General features: G+C 57.1%; 21 protein-coding genes. 6 read left to right on the plus strand and 15 right to left on the minus strand.

Annotated elements, in window-relative coordinates; translation table 11 throughout:
- Positions 1-79 precede the first annotated feature (79 nt).
- The 10 genes from AACW30_RS21105 to AACW30_RS21150 form a co-directional block, all read right to left on the minus strand.
- Entirely contained in the window at positions 80-2,137 is a 2,058-nt protein-coding gene (locus AACW30_RS21105) for a phage terminase large subunit family protein (RefSeq protein ID WP_234452755.1), read from the minus strand.
- On the minus strand, positions 2,100-2,651 hold the full coding sequence (locus tag AACW30_RS21110) for a terminase small subunit (protein WP_200625652.1): 552 nt from the start codon (positions 2,649-2,651) through the stop codon (positions 2,100-2,102). Before AACW30_RS21110 ends, AACW30_RS21105 begins: the two co-directional genes overlap by 38 nt.
- Before the next feature lie 181 nt (positions 2,652-2,832).
- A complete protein-coding gene (locus tag AACW30_RS21115; protein WP_200625653.1) occupies positions 2,833-3,573 on the minus strand; it encodes a hypothetical protein in 741 nt (246 codons plus the stop codon).
- 340 nt (positions 3,574-3,913) lie between these two features.
- A complete protein-coding gene (locus tag AACW30_RS21120) occupies positions 3,914-4,246 on the minus strand; it encodes a phage holin family protein (protein ID WP_200625654.1) in 333 nt (110 codons plus the stop codon).
- A gap of 222 nt (positions 4,247-4,468) precedes the next feature.
- The gene (locus AACW30_RS21125) at positions 4,469-4,906 is read right to left on the minus strand and encodes a hypothetical protein (RefSeq protein WP_200625655.1); all 438 of its coding nucleotides are present in this window, start codon (positions 4,904-4,906) and stop codon (positions 4,469-4,471) included.
- Positions 4,907-4,944: 38 nt separating this feature from the next.
- On the minus strand, positions 4,945-6,213 hold the full coding sequence (locus tag AACW30_RS21130; RefSeq protein ID WP_200625656.1) for a site-specific integrase: 1,269 nt from the start codon (positions 6,211-6,213) through the stop codon (positions 4,945-4,947).
- A gap of 399 nt (positions 6,214-6,612) precedes the next feature.
- Entirely contained in the window at positions 6,613-7,023 is a 411-nt protein-coding gene (locus AACW30_RS21135; protein ID WP_200625657.1) for a hypothetical protein, read from the minus strand.
- Positions 7,024-7,241: 218 nt separating this feature from the next.
- Positions 7,242-7,697 carry a hypothetical protein gene (locus tag AACW30_RS21140; protein WP_200625658.1) on the minus strand — a complete coding sequence of 152 codons (456 nt, stop codon included), beginning with the start codon at positions 7,695-7,697 and terminating at the stop codon, positions 7,242-7,244.
- Positions 7,698-7,720: 23 nt separating this feature from the next.
- On the minus strand, positions 7,721-8,311 hold the full coding sequence (locus AACW30_RS21145) for a hypothetical protein (protein ID WP_200625659.1): 591 nt from the start codon (positions 8,309-8,311) through the stop codon (positions 7,721-7,723).
- Positions 8,295-8,528 carry a hypothetical protein gene (locus AACW30_RS21150; RefSeq protein WP_200625660.1) on the minus strand — a complete coding sequence of 78 codons (234 nt, stop codon included), beginning with the start codon at positions 8,526-8,528 and terminating at the stop codon, positions 8,295-8,297. The genes AACW30_RS21145 and AACW30_RS21150 overlap by 17 nt, the downstream gene beginning before the upstream one ends.
- A gap of 162 nt (positions 8,529-8,690) precedes the next feature.
- On the opposite strand from AACW30_RS21150, the gene AACW30_RS21155 reads away from it, so the two are divergent.
- The 6 genes from AACW30_RS21155 (at position 8,691) to AACW30_RS21180 (ending at position 13,011) form a co-directional block, all read left to right on the plus strand.
- On the plus strand, positions 8,691-9,353 hold the full coding sequence (locus AACW30_RS21155; RefSeq protein ID WP_200625661.1) for an XRE family transcriptional regulator: 663 nt from the start codon (positions 8,691-8,693) through the stop codon (positions 9,351-9,353).
- Positions 9,354-9,433: 80 nt separating this feature from the next.
- Positions 9,434-9,697 (plus strand): hypothetical protein, encoded by a 264-nt coding sequence (locus AACW30_RS21160; RefSeq protein ID WP_200625662.1) that lies wholly within the window; start codon positions 9,434-9,436, stop codon positions 9,695-9,697.
- Positions 9,698-9,722: 25 nt separating this feature from the next.
- Complete coding sequence (locus AACW30_RS21165) at positions 9,723-10,181, plus strand: hypothetical protein (RefSeq protein ID WP_200625663.1); 459 nt, start codon at positions 9,723-9,725, stop codon at positions 10,179-10,181.
- Positions 10,182-10,278: 97 nt separating this feature from the next.
- Positions 10,279-10,923 carry a nucleotide-binding protein gene (locus AACW30_RS21170; protein WP_200625664.1) on the plus strand — a complete coding sequence of 215 codons (645 nt, stop codon included), beginning with the start codon at positions 10,279-10,281 and terminating at the stop codon, positions 10,921-10,923.
- Between the two features lie 59 nt (positions 10,924-10,982).
- Positions 10,983-11,282 carry a hypothetical protein gene (locus tag AACW30_RS21175; protein WP_200625665.1) on the plus strand — a complete coding sequence of 100 codons (300 nt, stop codon included), beginning with the start codon at positions 10,983-10,985 and terminating at the stop codon, positions 11,280-11,282.
- 1,534 nt (positions 11,283-12,816) lie between these two features.
- Complete coding sequence (locus tag AACW30_RS21180) at positions 12,817-13,011, plus strand: hypothetical protein (protein ID WP_200625666.1); 195 nt, start codon at positions 12,817-12,819, stop codon at positions 13,009-13,011.
- Here the strand turns inward: AACW30_RS21180 and AACW30_RS21185 are convergent, their stop codons facing one another.
- The 5 genes from AACW30_RS21185 to AACW30_RS21205 form a co-directional block, all read right to left on the minus strand.
- Complete coding sequence (locus tag AACW30_RS21185; protein ID WP_200625667.1) at positions 13,012-13,263, minus strand: hypothetical protein; 252 nt, start codon at positions 13,261-13,263, stop codon at positions 13,012-13,014.
- Positions 13,264-13,317: 54 nt separating this feature from the next.
- Positions 13,318-13,644, minus strand: coding sequence for a hypothetical protein (locus AACW30_RS21190; RefSeq protein WP_200625668.1), 327 nt, complete (start codon positions 13,642-13,644; stop codon positions 13,318-13,320).
- A 172-nt stretch (positions 13,645-13,816) separates the two neighbouring features.
- Positions 13,817-14,062: a hypothetical protein gene (locus tag AACW30_RS21195; protein ID WP_200625669.1), complete on the minus strand. Its 246-nt coding sequence runs from the start codon at positions 14,060-14,062 to the stop codon at positions 13,817-13,819.
- A gap of 59 nt (positions 14,063-14,121) precedes the next feature.
- Positions 14,122-14,358 (minus strand): hypothetical protein, encoded by a 237-nt coding sequence (locus tag AACW30_RS21200; protein WP_200625670.1) that lies wholly within the window; start codon positions 14,356-14,358, stop codon positions 14,122-14,124.
- Between the two features lie 60 nt (positions 14,359-14,418).
- Entirely contained in the window at positions 14,419-14,652 is a 234-nt protein-coding gene (locus tag AACW30_RS21205; protein WP_200625671.1) for a hypothetical protein, read from the minus strand.
- Positions 14,653-14,702: the final 50 nt, after the last annotated feature.

The raw sequence follows: 14,702 nt of genomic DNA on the forward strand, positions 1-14,702 counted from the left end.
CGGCCGTTGAAAGTAACGTCCTTGCCGGCCAACACGTCCGCTTCGGCTTGCAGGTATTTATCCAGCATGTCCTGGGGATTCAAAGCCATGCGCTCGCTCCTGTTTCAATCCAGCCGCCGGCGGCTGGCTGGTGGTCTGGTTGAGATTGGATCGCCGCCGGGGCCTGTACCGGCTCCGGCTCGACTTGCGGGGCTTCTAGCGCCGGGGTTTCGTCCAGTTCTTCCGGCTCATCCTCTTCTTCCAGCACCTCCCAAACACCGGACGCCGGGTTGAGGGTGGTCAGATACTCAAGGTCGAGGCCGAATTTTTCTTGGCTGATACGTAGCGCTGCCAGGGCATACACAAAGCAGTCGAGCGCCTCGTTTCGCTTCTTGCTGGCATCCCAGCGAAGCACGCGGCGCCCTCGGGCCATGATCCATTTCTTGGTTTCGCTGGTGAGCTGCTTCAGCTCGTCGCCGTCGCAGATCAGATCATCAGCCGGGAAGTGAACTAGCCCAGGTACCGGGCGCTCGCCGTCCGGCTGGATCTTGAGGCGGTTGTAGATCACCTCTTTGGCGTTGTCGGTACCGACCTCGGTAAGGTAGGTCTTTGACTTCTTTTCTTTGCGCCGTGGGAAGCTCGCTATCGGCTTGCCGTAGGTGCTAGCCCCGAAAATCGGGATCACCCAATGAACGCCATGCTTGCGACTTTCCGCCCGTACGGCATCCGAGTGGTGGCCGCCGGAGTCCCAGCACCAACGCTCTACCCGCATTTTTGCCCCACCCACGCGGGTGTACATGCGGTGCAGCTCTCGCCCGACTTTGCGTTTGAGAACAGCGCTATCCGGGTCGCCGTACAGAATCTTGCGGTCAATCAACCAGGATTCTTCGCCAGCCCCCCAACCCCACACACGCAGCTCGTAACGATCGTCTTGGGTGTCGATTGAGCCAGTCAGCACGACAACGCGCGGCGGCACCTGCGCGGCGTAAACCTCACGCCGAGCGTGCAGCAACTCCCAGTCGACCTTCTCGGTCTGGTCCTCTTCCCACGTCTCGCCCAACGTGGTGTTGGTAAAGGTCTTGAGCTTGCCCCGATCCTTGCCGGCTTTGACTCGCTCGTCGGCAATCTTTACCCACGTCGTAAACGTCGAATAGACCGTCCAGATATGGAACGTGAGACGGCGCGGGGTGCGCATCGGCGCATCGTCCGCTTCGAACCACTCCATGCTGTCGCGCGTCCAAATGCCGGTTTTTTCGCAAATGTACCGGCCCGAATTTGACGCCTCGATCATTTCGTGATGTTCGAACGTGCAACCATGACCCGACTCGCACAGATACCAGGCCTTGATAACTTCGCCGCGATCATCCTTCAGCCACTTGATGCCATACGGCTCATCCGGCCCGCCCCACTTCAGCGTTTGCTCAGTGCGGCAATGCGGGCAGCGAATGTGAAAGCGCATCAGGTAGGCCGATTCCTCGGCCGCCCGGGTGATTTGGCAGGTTCCGGCCAGCTTGGGCGTGGACCCGCGAATTGACTTGGGGTAAGTCGCCCCTTCTAGACGCTTGTCGCCCAGGAACGTCGGCGAACCCTCGCCGTCGATATCCTCATCAAAGTTAGACAACTCGTCGTAGCCGACTTCATCAGGACTTTTCTCCCGGTAGTTGCCGCCGGCCGTGCCACCCAACCACCACAGCACTTTGCGGTTTTCGAACACCTTGGATTCTTGGGTGTTGTCACCGTGCTTCTTGCCGCACCAGGGCGCCAACGCCTTGATCACCGGCACGTCGCGAATCATCGGATCGACGTGCTTTTTCATGATGTCTTTGGCGTCGTCGTCGGTCGGACTCCACATGCAGACGCTGCGCTTCTTATGCTCGATCTTGTAGGCGATGTTCGCTACGAGCATTTTTGTGTAGCCAACCCGCGCAGACTTCAGCAGGTTCAGTTCTTCGATCAGGTCATTGCCCATCGCGTTGAGCAAAGGCACCTGAAAAGCCGCAGTTGTCCACTTACCCTCCCCGTAAGAGGATTCCGACGACATGTAAAAGTATTCGTCTGCCCACTCGACCGCCGTCATCGGGGCATTTTTTTTAAGGCTTTTCAGCCCGCGCCGGACAGCGTCAACCAGTGGCCTCATCCAAAGAGGCGATGTACTCATCCAGAAGCTCCGGCACGCGATCAGCCAACTCCACAGCTGCGTTACGCGTTACGGCAATCTCGGTTTCGAGGGCGTCAAGGTGACGCACAGCAATATCGGGATGCCTGCGTTTTACGCTCTTGGGAATGGTGTTAAGGGTTGAGGCCAACTGCGCCGACAGACTGGACAGGGCAAAGATCATGAAACCAACCGGAACAAGCTCCTTTTCGCCGACCTTGTTTTTGCGTGCCTGGGCGTCGGCCTGCTCTTTGGTCAGGCGCAGCCGTTCGCAATCGATCTTGTAACCAATCAGCGGATCGACTTCTTCGGCACCGGGTTGTTGCTTACAGGTCTGGTGTTGCAGGCGGTTATCCAGCACCGACCGGACGTCATAAAACGACTCGCGGCCGATCTTCGCGACTGGCGCGACGTCCCATTTATCAAAGGCTTGCACCGATATTCCGAGGCTGTCGGCCATGTTCTTCTTGTTCAGCCAGCCCGGCTGTCGCGTGATCGTCGTGATCTTGGAAGACATAACAACAACCAACCTCTGGAAAAGGGTCATACATAGCGATGAGGCGGGGCCCGAATTACCCCCTTAAGGGGTGGGGTCCGGGAGTACCTTTTGCTTTTTGGTCGGGGGCCGCCTGTCAACCCCAAAAACCAACGAAAACGACGAAAAGCAGCACTTTTTCACTTTTTTTCCTCCCTTTCGCTCAAGGCTTGGCCGATGCGATGGCCGCAGCCCATGCCGCCGAGAATTCCCCGGCATAGTTCGCTTGCACGATGTTCCCCGCGATCTTGAAGAACGGGAAAATGGTGCGATATCGCGGCGCCGAGTCGCTGAAAATGAACACAGGCCGAACCGCGTCACCCATGCCCATAGACTTGCGCTCCCACACGCCCCGGGTGCCATCGACCTCACCGGAAAAGAACCGGTGCGCGTTCCCCTTGCGCTTGCTTCGCGCACTGTCGGTGGCGTTGGCTTGATAGCCTCCAGCTGACTCAGCAGCACCCAGGCCCGAAAGGATCTTCAACATCGTGCCGCGCGACACGTTGCCGTACTGGTTCATGAAAGGCGCCGTTGGCACCGCGTATTGACCGCTGCGCATGATCCCGCGAGCGATCAGGGCTTTCTCAAACCGCTTATGCGGCCGAAGCCCGCCGCTCACGGCTTGCTGAAGGTAGGTATCAGCCGGGATGCCGGACGCCCATGAATCCTTGAAATAGACCTGGGCGTCTTTGGTCTTGGTGGCCATCCTCACGAATAGGCTGTTAAGCGTGGTCGGAGTCGGACGATCAAGGCGCTGTTTCATCACCGTGATAGTGCCCTTCTTGACCCGCTGGGCCAGTCGGGTCTTAGTCAGGGCGAGAACAAAGGGAAGGTGCTTATGCTCCAGCTCTTGCAGGGCCTTGGTAACAGGTGCCGCATCAAGTGACAGATCCACCTTAAACATGCGACCTCCTCAGTGATCGAGCCGGTTACGCTTTCCGGCGCCTGGGCTAACAGGCCGCACTCAATGGCACATAGGGCCGCTTTCGGGTTCAGCAGCTACTGACGCGCTCCGGCCTCGATATTCTCTCGTCGGGGCAAGCGATCCCGCCGGCGTCCCGGCTTTCTGTCGAGGGGAATACATCGTCTCTTACGGCCGAGAAGGCCCCGGACTTACTTCATGGCTGAACCCTCGTTATGCGTAACGGCCGGCGCCTGACAGGCTTCCGACTTTCGACAATCCAAATTCCCCGCGACGACATAAGCCAGCAGGACCACCCACACCATCAGTACCGGGCGCGGCCTCAATTCAAGTCCGCCTTTTTCTCCGCCCAGCGCTTGCCGAACTGGCGGACGTACTCGATGCCGAGGGCACCAACAAAGCCCGAAGTTGCCAGCGCCCAGCCATAGCTGAAATTGAATTCCCGCACCGTCAGGCCAACAGAAAGCACGATCAGCGAGCCAATCGAAGCTTCCAGAAACTTGCGCCAGTTGCTGGTTTCCTTGCCGTCGTACTGAATCCGCAGCCAGGCCAGAACGAACGCCAGGCCCATGGCCAAGCCGTTTTCCTTCAAAGCCATCAGCAGCAAAAGCAGAAAAGTCGGATCTTTTTCGGGAGGAAGGAGCATTTTAGGCATCTCGTTTATCTCCCGAAGTCCGGGGAAGGGGCATAAAAAAACCCCCAACCTGTGAGGGCCGGGGGCTGAATGAACTGTGTCGCATGAGCATCGTGGCCGGAACAACACCACAATGCCGTGAAAGATAGGGAAAGTGGCCAAGCCTGTCAACACCTTTCGTGTAAATTAACACTAATCGTGTAAAACCCGCGCGCTGTCAACCCTTGGGTTTTTGGCTGCACCTCACAACTCCAGGGCTATCTCCGACCGCGCCAAAAGGCACCGCGACTCTCGCGCCCAAGTGCCGCCACAGCCGCGTGGCAAAGGCTTATCGCAGTTTTTACACATGCGCCCTTGGAGCTTTCCGCGCTGCCTTTCCAGCAACCGGTTGTCGTTTCGCAACAGCGTTAAAAGATACTCGGTTGCGGTATATGGAATCCCCTTAGAGCCCCGCGCTGCCTGGCCTTCAGCCAACATTGCCCGCTCAGCTGGCCCCGTTTTCAGTTCGAACACCTCAACGCCGGCCGCTTTTTCGCGCTCGCGCTGCTCCCGTTTGCGTACCGCCTCGGGGCTCAGTTCGTTTTCGTCACCGTTGTGACCCGTCACAGGCACCGACACGAACTGGCCAGGCGCAATGCCAGGGCCCTCACCAATTACCAAAAGCTGATCCGGCATCGTCATTTAAAATCCTCTTATATGATTAATTTTGATTTAGGGCTCTAAGCCAGCCAGCCCGCAGGGTCCAGCGCAGTGGGCTTAACGGCGCGTCTTGCTCCTGTCTTGTCCTGCAACGCGTCAAAACCCTGCGCGTTCAGCCATTCGTGCCAGCGCTCCAGGGCGTCGCGCTTAATGTCCTCGCCTCGATCTTGAAAGTAGGTCGCCTCCAAATCGCTCAAGGAATGGTTGAGCAATAGCTTGACCACCAGGCTATCCACGCGAAACTTGGCCCAGCAGGTCCGAGCCAGTTTGCGCAGGTCGTGACTGGTCCATTCGCCGGCGCCGTAGCGGGTGAAAATGGCAAACGCCTGGCTACGTGACATGGGCCGGCCGGAGTGAGTGGCAGACGGGAACAGATAGGCCCCGTCATACCCCCTCGCTTTCTGGTTTTCTCGGTACCGATCAAGAAAGGCCACGGCCGCCGGTGTCAGCGGTAGTAGATGGTCGCGTTTCGACTTGGTATCAGCCCCAGGAATAAACCACTCCCCTTCCTGCAGGTGGACATTCTTCCACTTGGCCAGGCGGGTTTCGGTGATGCGCGTACCATGGGCCAGCATCAGCACCATTAAGGCTATGCCCGCTGGGTCAGCCTGGAATGCCTCAGCCCAATCAGCCAGCAGATCCACCACGACGACATGACGAAGGCGCGCACCCTTGGGCCGGATCTTGACTTTGGTAAAGTTGCCGAAGGTCACACCGGCCACGGGGTTTACGGTGATTTTCTTCAGGACCAACGCCCGCGCAAACACCACCTTCAGTACGTCCAGGGCCGACTTGACATAGCCCAGGCTGTATTCCTCCTGCATATGCCAAACCAAATGGCGGTCGAGCGTATCGCGGTTGAGTTTGCACAGCGATAGCGTGTCCAAGGCGGGCAACAACTGGCGATTGATCACCGACATCGAGGACGAGCGCCGATCCTTGGATAGCCCTCTATCGACCTTCAGCCGGTCAACGTACCAGCGCAGTACCTGGCCAACTGACTCCCAGCCATCCACGGTAGCAACCGCTGCCGGGTCGGTCATCAGGCGAGCCATAACCACAGGCACGCTTTCGAGCATCAGCCTGGCCGGCACCTCGGGCCAGTTCGCGGCCTTCCTCCACTTACCGCCCTTGTCGAAGCGGATCAGATGCCAACTGCCTTTGGTTCGGTCGTTACGGTAACGAAATCGCAGAGGGTGCCGAGGGTCTTTCAGCTCCCCAATGGAAGGGTCGGCCGCATGCCTCTTAATAGCCGAATCGGAGAGTGGGACGGTGAGGGTTTTAGCCATGGTGCGGGCCTCAATAGCGCGCGCCAGGATGCCTGCGAGCGCGTGCTGTCTTTTTTTTAGGCAAAGCGAACCCCTGACGCACCGGGCGCCATGATCGCTAATGAGCTATTTAGCTAAATCGCTATATGAAATCAGTGGCACCAGCACGCCACCAAGTTGCCGCCAAGTCAGTAAGCGGCTTGACGAACATCAGGCAATGCACACCAGGCGCACCCCAACCACCAGCAAGATGAAAACCAGACAGGTCAACACGCCCAGCTATCATTGCCCGATGCGCCGGGCTGAGCGCTTTAGGAAGCGGACCACGCACAGCCTCTACATGCACAGCGAATCCCAGGGCAGCCCCCACCGCGTAAGCATCCACCCCATGGAATCCAGCAAATAGCGGGTGCATATCCATTACTTTCCAAGCGCCTCATCAATGATTGTTTTTGCTTCAGCAAGCCGGCGGCGGTAGGTTCGCAAACTAATACCCAGGGCCAGAGCTTTTTCAAAGCGCCCCATCCCGCGTGGGTCGTAGTCCTTTATTCCTCTCCGGGCAGCAACTTGCCACCAGGCGGCACCGCACTCCAGTCGCAGCACGTCGGCGCGCATAGGTTCCGCAGCAAACATCCGCATGACAGCCGACTCTATAAGAAGCTCCAGGCTGTCAGCAGCCCCGCCAGAGGCCCCGCCGCTGCCTCCAAAGATCAATTCGCCCTTGTTGTCGATCAGCTTGGCCAGCATCGTTTTACCGGTGCCCCGCTGGGCTTCTGGTACTGACCAGCGCGCCCATAACTCCAGGGCGCTGGCTATATCGCGCTTTGCCATCCCTTCCCCTTTAACCCCCAGCTTCGGGCGTCAACTTGTACCCGTTGCGGTGGCCCTGCTTACATGCGGGGAACTTGAGACCACTGGTGCAGATCCGCCGACCAAAGATGCAATCCGAACGTACGCATGCAGCGCACCCCATTACCCGCAGTTCTTGTGCCTCGACAATTTTGGCCGGATCTCCGTATGCATAGCCCGGAAGCGCCCTACTGGCGGGCCTAGTCACAGGCCAGCCCCTTTAGGGTCGCGCGGACCGATGGGTTATTGGCCAGGCGCGAAAGAATCAATTCGGAAAGCGCCTCCAAGGGTTCACGCACATGACGGAAACCTGCCTGGCCATCGGTGACCATCACATCACCAAGACAAATGCTCACCGAGCCCGAAGGGCGGCTATACAAATGCCAAACGGCCCCGCCACGGACGCGAATTTCTTGGGCTTCTTGCTCAGTAAGGCAGTGGGCAATGACCAAGCCTTCTACAGGGGAAGGTTCGCCGGATGATTCAGCCGGACCATTCAGAAAGGAGCGCAGCACCTCAACCCGGCGTAGCGCGTAATCAGCGCTGGGCGTGGCCTGGGCATATGAAGCAAATTGGCCTTTACCAGAAGTTACAAGGCGGTCCGCAATCTCTACGCGCTCCTTAGGAGTGCCGCCAGACAGTGCAATCAATAACAAGTAATTCCCCTCGGCCACGCCTATTAGCGGCGGGCACGTTCGATTTTGTTGTTGCGCACAGTCTTCAAATATTCATGCAAGACGGCCGGCAAAGGCGCCCTACCGTCCCCAACTGCCAGCTCTATGGCGGCTTCAATTTCTGCTACGGTCACGTTTGTTGCACACCACCGCAGGTACAACCGGCGGGTCTGTGCATCACTGGCTAAGTGCAGCGGGCAATTCAAGTCGGCGGTGAACCACTCGGCCCACTGTTCATCCGACTCAAATAACACCGGCCCTGGCATCACCAAGGCCGCTGGAGCGTTGGCCATCAACGCGGCCAGCTCGGCGCATAGCGTCACCTGCAATCGGCCTTCGTCGCGCGTTACGCATAACGCTCCGGCCTTCTCGCAATACGTCAAAAACTCCCAGGCCTTCATGTCATCAGCCTGCAAGCCTTCCAGAACATCAGCCCATGCGATGACACAAGGCTCATCGGCAACAGACAAACTGACTTCCCCAACCAGCTCAAGCACCTTAATCAGTCGACCGAAGCCAACCGCACCAAAACGCTGTTCCAGTTTGCGGACAATCACCAGGCTAGACAGGCCAGCCAACTTAAGAAAAGCGGGCATGGCCTTCCACTACTGCCTTCAGAAAAGGCATATAGATGCCGTTGAAGTCGACACGACCACCCGACTTTTCATAGATGTTCATGGCGGCTTTAAATGACGGTACCCGTTCAAAACGTACCCAGGACGCAACCGTCCTGCGCTTCTCCCCCAATAGCTCAGCCGCGACGCTCAGGGCATCGTTATCGGCTAGGCTTTCAATCCAGGGAGTAAATTCCACACTTAAAGTCCGATAAACACTATTAGTGTTTAGACTGACTATCAGTCCTCAATTTTGCAAGCTTTTTTTGTGGTTATTTACACTTAGAGTGTATATTCAGATCAATAGCCCCCGATCAGCGATCAACCAGGCGCTCACGTCGCTTGTAGGACTCAAGAAAACATGACGGACATTCGCCGTAAAATTGCCCAGCGCATTCGCGCCTGTCGCACTGCCGAAGACTGGACAGTTGAAGAAACAGCACGCCGACTTTCTCAGATTTCTAGCGAGACCATTACCCCGTCCCGTTACGGGAATTGGGAACAGCAGATCCGCACTCCAAAAATAGAACAATTCGTAGAACTGGGCGTACTGTTCAAGAAAAAACCCGAGTGGATCGGCGGCCTCAGCGACAACGACGGAACAGCCCCTGAAGCATCCCTTTACACAGTACCAAAGCCCGTAGGTATCCCGACCGCTCAAGGCGTCATAGACGTGGGTGATGACTCTTTGGCTTTTAAGCGAACATTCCTTACTGACCTTGGACTGGACCATAACCAGCTACTGCCATTCGTTGCCCAAGACAACAGCATGAGGGGCGTCATTGAGGAAGGTGATCGCGTTTTGATAGACCGGACGGCGACCAGCGTTCAGCAGCGGGACGATCTATTTGGCCTGATGATCAATGGCAGAGTTTGGCTTCGCTGGATACGCCAAGACCTTGAAGGCGGTTACAAAATTCAGGCGGAAGATCGCGACAACTACCCGGACCAGTTGCTCACAGCGGAAAAACTAGCCTCCCTACAAATCCTTGGTCGCGTTAACATAATCACTCACATCCGCTAACCGAATGCCCCTTTTTGGGGCTTTCGTATACCTATAATTTACACTTAAAGTGTAAACAACACTTATACAGGGTAGTATTCATGTCATCAGGTAGCCTCGCCTCGCTCGATCATCCCACCGCCGTATCCATCTTCACCGAGGAAAATCGGCGAGCATTGGTGTCCCAAATCAACCACAAGGCCGCGATAGTCTCCGGCATTGAGGCATTGGCAGCACGGGCAATCGAAACAGGCGACACCACAGAGGCGCTAGAAAGCATTGCAGATATCGCGGTCGTGCTGGCTGCGGAAATGCGCAAATTGGCAGTCGTCACCGGCCAGTTGCAGATATCGAACGCCGCATAATCAAAAAAAGCCAGGGAAGGTATTCATGCAAGCCGTACACGAAGTGGTCGGGGAAGACGTTATAGGCTTCCCAGGGCAAAACCTCACCAACGACGAGCTTGCCGTTTTGGTCGGTCTCGCCAATGGCGAATCCCCCAGCCAGATAGGTGCCGGCATTAAGGCCGACACCGTGGCCATGCGTCACATCGAGTCCAGCATAAAATCCAAGCTCGGCGCTAAAACTCACCCGCATATGATCGCCCGCGGCTTCACCCTGGGCGTTCTATGCTCCCGCGCTCTATGCATACTGCTGGCCCTGTCCAGCGTTGCCGAGCATCCAAGCGACGCCCTGCGTACACGTAGCGGCCGACGCTCCCGCACCACCCCCACTGCCATCCGTTATGTGCGCTCATCCCCCAGCACAGCGGGCGGCAAAGGGCACAACTCCCAAGTCCAAAGCATCACCAGCGCAGCATATAGCTTACGCCTTTTCCATATTAGCTAAATAGCTATTTAGCTAAATAGCTTGACCTGTTTAGAGCGACGCTTATACTCTGCCAATCTTTAGCTATTTCGCTAATTAGCACAGAGAGGGAGACCGTATGACCGGTATAATCGCAGTCGTTTCACAAAAGGGAGGTGCCACTAAGTCCTCAATTGCTCGGGCACTTTCCACCGCATTTGCCGCGGCGGGATGGCAAACCGAGATTGCTGACATGGATATTGATCAGGGCACAGCTACTGCCTGGCAGCAGCGCCGCCTGCGAGCGAACGTAGAACCCACTATTACCGTCCGCCAGTTTGGGAACCCCGAACAAGCCCTAAGCAAGGCCAGCAACTGCGATATGCTGATATTTGACGGCGCTCCGAAGGCAAGCAAAGCCACCGCTGTAATGGCCAAGGCAGCCGACCTAGTTATCATCCCTACAGGGGTTTCCCTTGACGATTTGGAGCCCGCTGTAGCACTGGCAAACGCGCTTGTTGACCGCGACGGTGTACCTGTTAATCGCATTGTGTTCGCTCTAAGCCTGACAGGGACCAGCACCCTTGAGGTTGACGAAGCCCGCACCTACTTGGGTAAAACGCGCTTCGATGTGTTGGACGGGTCTATTCCAAAGAAAACCGCCTTCAGCCGCGCTCATGATGCGGGGCTATCCCTAATTGAAACGCCTTTTAAAGGCCCGCGCGAACAAGCTGCTCAAGTTATCAGCGCAGCAGTTGCCCGCTTTGAAGCCCTCACAGCTTAAGTTAGCTATTTCGCTAAATAGCTATTATGCTAACCGCAATCGAATACGGAATCACCGCCATGACCACCAAAAAATCCACGTCCACCCCGGTAGTAGTCGCTGTTAAGCCACCAGCAAAGCGCAACAGTGGCAAAGGTGAACCCCCAGCCACAGCAAGCGATACAGCAGCAGTCGGCAACCACACCGCGAAACCATCAAGCGGCGATATCGTAGACTTCAACATGAAGGTACCCGCTGAGTTCAAGGCCGAGGTGGACATTTTCCTGGCAACACACCGCCTCACCCGCAAGGCGTATGTCATGGAACTGATTCAGAGAGACATGAAAGCGAAGGGATGGACAGCCCAAGGATCAAACTAAGCACCAGGCGCCACAGACCCAAGCCCCGCACCTGGCGGGGCTTTTTCATGGGCGAAAAAAACCCCGCAAGTGCGGGGCCTGTTCAGGTTAAAAGTCGTCGTAGTGATCGCGCAGCCAGGAAAAAACCCGGTAGCCCTGGGCGACCTTTACGAGCGCGCAGAAACTTTCCCACGCGGCGCGGCAACTCAATTTGAAAAGACGCATAGGCGGCTTCCTCAAAGGAGCCTGGCCCCGCTGCCCTTACCGGGCAAGGCAGCGGTTCTACTGAAAGGTGTCAGCGCTTTCAGCGAGCCAGGTGTCTGTCGGCCCTCCCAAATCCCGGCACGTTTTCCAGACGCGGCAGAAGGGGCCAGGGCATTACCTGCCCACGACTTACGTAATACCGCAAAACCCACGACAGAAAAAAGCACTTTAGTGCTTTTTTGAAATAAATATGCAATTTCGCGCCAAGCCCTTGACTGCGCTCATTCGTGACGATCTAGACAATCCGACCAGCACGGCTAAATCAGCCTAAATATGGCCCAATCAGCCGCATATGCGTGGAGTTCGGCGCAGTTCGGTGGATTACACGAACACTTCTATCAGGTTTCGTTGAGTAATTCGGGTCATTACGATGATTCAAATGTATGCACGATGAAGCGGCGTTATTATTCGCGGACGTATTGCGCAATGGTGCAACCGTAATTTATGCTCGATTCGTCAGCGCTTTCAGCGAACCGCAAACCGAACTCCAATTCGGAACGCACAAATCAACCGCCCCTCCAACGGCGGTTTTTTTGTGTCTCAAATCCGTCTCAAGTCTGTCTCAGATTCGACGTACTGCGCCAAGGGCTTTTTCCTAGGCCAAAAAAAACCGCCCTGGCAAAAGCCAGAACGGTCCCATCTGTCAGCCTCTACAGGCCATCAAGATAGTCTCGCAGCGTTTCGTAAGCGTGATGAAGACGCACACAAACCACCACGAAGTCCCACGCACGTTTCAAAAGCTTAAACATGCTGCGGCCCTCCCGTAGTTGGGCCTAACCTCCAGCGCGCTTATCGGGATACGCGAACCTTTGGGATAACACGCTAGTGTTCCCTGTGAGGCGGCTGGGCTAAGGGCCTCCTGCATAAAACCCGACACGGATTACTAGCCCGTGGCAGTCGGTCCAAAATTCGCGCGCATGCCCGGCCAACCTCAAAGGGTGACGAACGCGGAACTACACGCAATATAATGAAAAAATAGCCTTTGTGTTGCGGCGGATGGCCTCAACAAATGCAAAAATGCATATAAATTAGGCCAAAGCCCCGTAGAATGGGCGTTTGCCGGGGTTGGTTTTTTCGACGAAACGCCCGGAATAATCGACCGTAGATCTTAAATAACGATTATTTATTTACGCTAAACCGTAAACTCGATAGGATCAGCGAACGCTAGTGTTCCCTGTGAGCATGCAAGCCCGGCCACTAACCGGACCTGCAAAGAAAAACCGCCCTACTAAGGCGGTTTTTTTTCGTCTGTGGATTTCCCCGTTACGCGTAACGCTGCCGAGATAGCCCTATGTCGATCACCCTGGACCTGTCGCCGTTTGAACTGGAAACCCTGGCCGACTTCCGTAGGTTACACGCCGAGTACCAGCGCGCACCCTCCAGCATGCCGGAATTGGAATTGGGCAAGCTCTACAGCGCGCTCAGCACCTCGGCGCAGATCCTGGCCGAAACTCTGGACAAAGCGGCACGCAAACAAGGCGTGTAGTCACAGCTCGACGGTGAAGCCGCGCAGGCCCACTGCATCAGCAAAGCGGCCTACGGCCGTCAGGCTCGCCCAGGTGCGCAAGGCCTCCCGCCGGGAGCGCACCGGCACCAGGCGCGCCGTAGGACCGCCCAGACGGATAGAGAGCGTCCACTTAGCATCGTCGCCGGCCACGCGGCCTACTACCGCTTCACGGATCGCGTGCTGACTGACCAGGGCTTTTAGCGTGTCCGACTGGATGGCCTCCCCGATCATGGCCTCAGCTCCCGGCGCCGCGCGGCGGCCGCGTCAAGACGGGCCACGTTTTTGTCACGCATGCTCATTTTCAACTACTCCGTCAGGCCCGCCCAGCACTGTCGCAAAATCGATAAAGACATCCGCATGGGCGCGGGTCAGCGCTTTAAAGGCCACCAGGGAATACAGCCAAACGCCAAGACGGTACACGCACCGGGGTTGTTGACAAGCCACTGCATCCAGGCGATCAAAGAGCTTTTCTGTTTGGCTGTGTGCCGATTCCGCCAACACCTCCGGCAATTGTGCGTCAGCGATAGCCTCGGCCAGTTTGGCCACGTCAGGGGAAAGCGCGTGAAGGGAGGCCAGGCGCTGTTCAAAGTACGGCGTGACGGGCAACGGCATGGGGCAATTCCTTTTCGAGTAAGTGAGAGTCAGTGCGTAAAACCAGTCTAGGGGGGGCTGGTGTACCAGTCTAGGGGGTTCTGGTTTCCGAGTGCACAAAAAAAGGCCCCCACACCTGGCGTAAGTGTGGGGGCCTTTTTGACATAAGCGGCGTTATTGGTAATCCTGCAGGTCACTCCCGCGCGGCGCGCTCAATCCCGCTTATGGCGGCGGCCACTTCCTCGGCCAGCTCGGCACCGGCCGCAAACACGGCCTCATGCGTTTGGTGCACTTCGTCATGCAGCCGTTGCAGCTCCGAGGGCGACACTTGGGCGGTATTAGCCTTCGCCAGCGCTGTCATGGCGGCATCCCAGGCTTCCCGGGCAGCCTGATAAACCTCACAGGCAGGTTTGAGGGTTTCACTGTCTATCAGTGGCAAGGCGGGGGTTCCTTTCAGTTCGTGATTGGTAACGGGCGGATTATTCCCGCGCGACGCGCTTATTCCTCCAGCGGCACCAGTTGCAGCAGCGTTTGCGGCTTGGGTTCGGTCCTAGTCACGGTCAGCCCGTCGACAGTGCCGGCGGCCTTGCCGTTGTAATAAAACTTCCCGTCGTGAATCTCTCCGACTCGCCAGGCTGCTGGCCCTTCGTAATACAGCCCCTTACGCACCACGCCCAGGCGGTTGCCCTCATAGATCAGCTCGTAGCTCAGTTCGGGGTTAAATTGTCCGGTCATTGCTTTACTCCTTGTCGTCCTGGTGGCCGTTCCTGGATGGAACAGCCAGCTCCTTTGGGTTTACTCCAGATCCGCCGCGCGGCGTTCCTGGTCGGCCTGGGCGTCAGCCTCGGCCAACACTTGGTGCAGCCGCGCGGCCCGTTCGGCCATCTGCTCGGCGTCCAGCTGCATCTGAGCCACAGCGTCGCGCACGTCGACCGCCTCGCCCTTCAATAGATCGCCGTAGCCTTCCAAGTCCAGGGCGTCGCTGACCTCGGCATAAGCGGCCAACTGGTGGGGGGTTTGCTCAGCCACGGCCGGGGCTCCTTTCGAGTGTTACGGGTCCAAGTGTATGGGTCACGCGG

Source organism: Pseudomonas sp. MF6747, assembly GCF_963890955.1.
Classification (GTDB): Bacteria; Pseudomonadota; Gammaproteobacteria; order Pseudomonadales; family Pseudomonadaceae; genus Aquipseudomonas.

Coding starts and splice junctions, on each gene's coding strand:
- AACW30_RS21185 (WP_200625667.1), bottom strand. CDS start 13,263: ATGATCGGGGAGGCCATCCAGTCGGACACGCTAAAAGCCCTGGTCAGT.
- AACW30_RS21145 (WP_200625659.1), bottom strand. CDS start 8,311: ATGCCCGCTTTTCTTAAGTTGGCTGGCCTGTCTAGCCTGGTGATTGTC.
- AACW30_RS21165 (WP_200625663.1), top strand. CDS start 9,723: ATGCAAGCCGTACACGAAGTGGTCGGGGAAGACGTTATAGGCTTCCCA.
- AACW30_RS21175 (WP_200625665.1), top strand. CDS start 10,983: ATGACCACCAAAAAATCCACGTCCACCCCGGTAGTAGTCGCTGTTAAG.
- AACW30_RS21180 (WP_200625666.1), top strand. CDS start 12,817: ATGTCGATCACCCTGGACCTGTCGCCGTTTGAACTGGAAACCCTGGCC.
- AACW30_RS21120 (WP_200625654.1), bottom strand. CDS start 4,246: ATGCCTAAAATGCTCCTTCCTCCCGAAAAAGATCCGACTTTTCTGCTT.
- AACW30_RS21105 (WP_234452755.1), bottom strand. CDS start 2,137: ATGAGTACATCGCCTCTTTGGATGAGGCCACTGGTTGACGCTGTCCGG.
- AACW30_RS21170 (WP_200625664.1), top strand. CDS start 10,279: ATGACCGGTATAATCGCAGTCGTTTCACAAAAGGGAGGTGCCACTAAG.
- AACW30_RS21190 (WP_200625668.1), bottom strand. CDS start 13,644: ATGCCGTTGCCCGTCACGCCGTACTTTGAACAGCGCCTGGCCTCCCTT.
- AACW30_RS21110 (WP_200625652.1), bottom strand. CDS start 2,651: ATGTCTTCCAAGATCACGACGATCACGCGACAGCCGGGCTGGCTGAAC.
- AACW30_RS21135 (WP_200625657.1), bottom strand. CDS start 7,023: ATGGCAAAGCGCGATATAGCCAGCGCCCTGGAGTTATGGGCGCGCTGG.
- AACW30_RS21155 (WP_200625661.1), top strand. CDS start 8,691: ATGACGGACATTCGCCGTAAAATTGCCCAGCGCATTCGCGCCTGTCGC.
- AACW30_RS21125 (WP_200625655.1), bottom strand. CDS start 4,906: ATGACGATGCCGGATCAGCTTTTGGTAATTGGTGAGGGCCCTGGCATT.
- AACW30_RS21160 (WP_200625662.1), top strand. CDS start 9,434: ATGTCATCAGGTAGCCTCGCCTCGCTCGATCATCCCACCGCCGTATCC.
- AACW30_RS21130 (WP_200625656.1), bottom strand. CDS start 6,213: ATGGCTAAAACCCTCACCGTCCCACTCTCCGATTCGGCTATTAAGAGG.
- AACW30_RS21200 (WP_200625670.1), bottom strand. CDS start 14,358: ATGACCGGACAATTTAACCCCGAACTGAGCTACGAGCTGATCTATGAG.
- AACW30_RS21115 (WP_200625653.1), bottom strand. CDS start 3,573: ATGTTTAAGGTGGATCTGTCACTTGATGCGGCACCTGTTACCAAGGCC.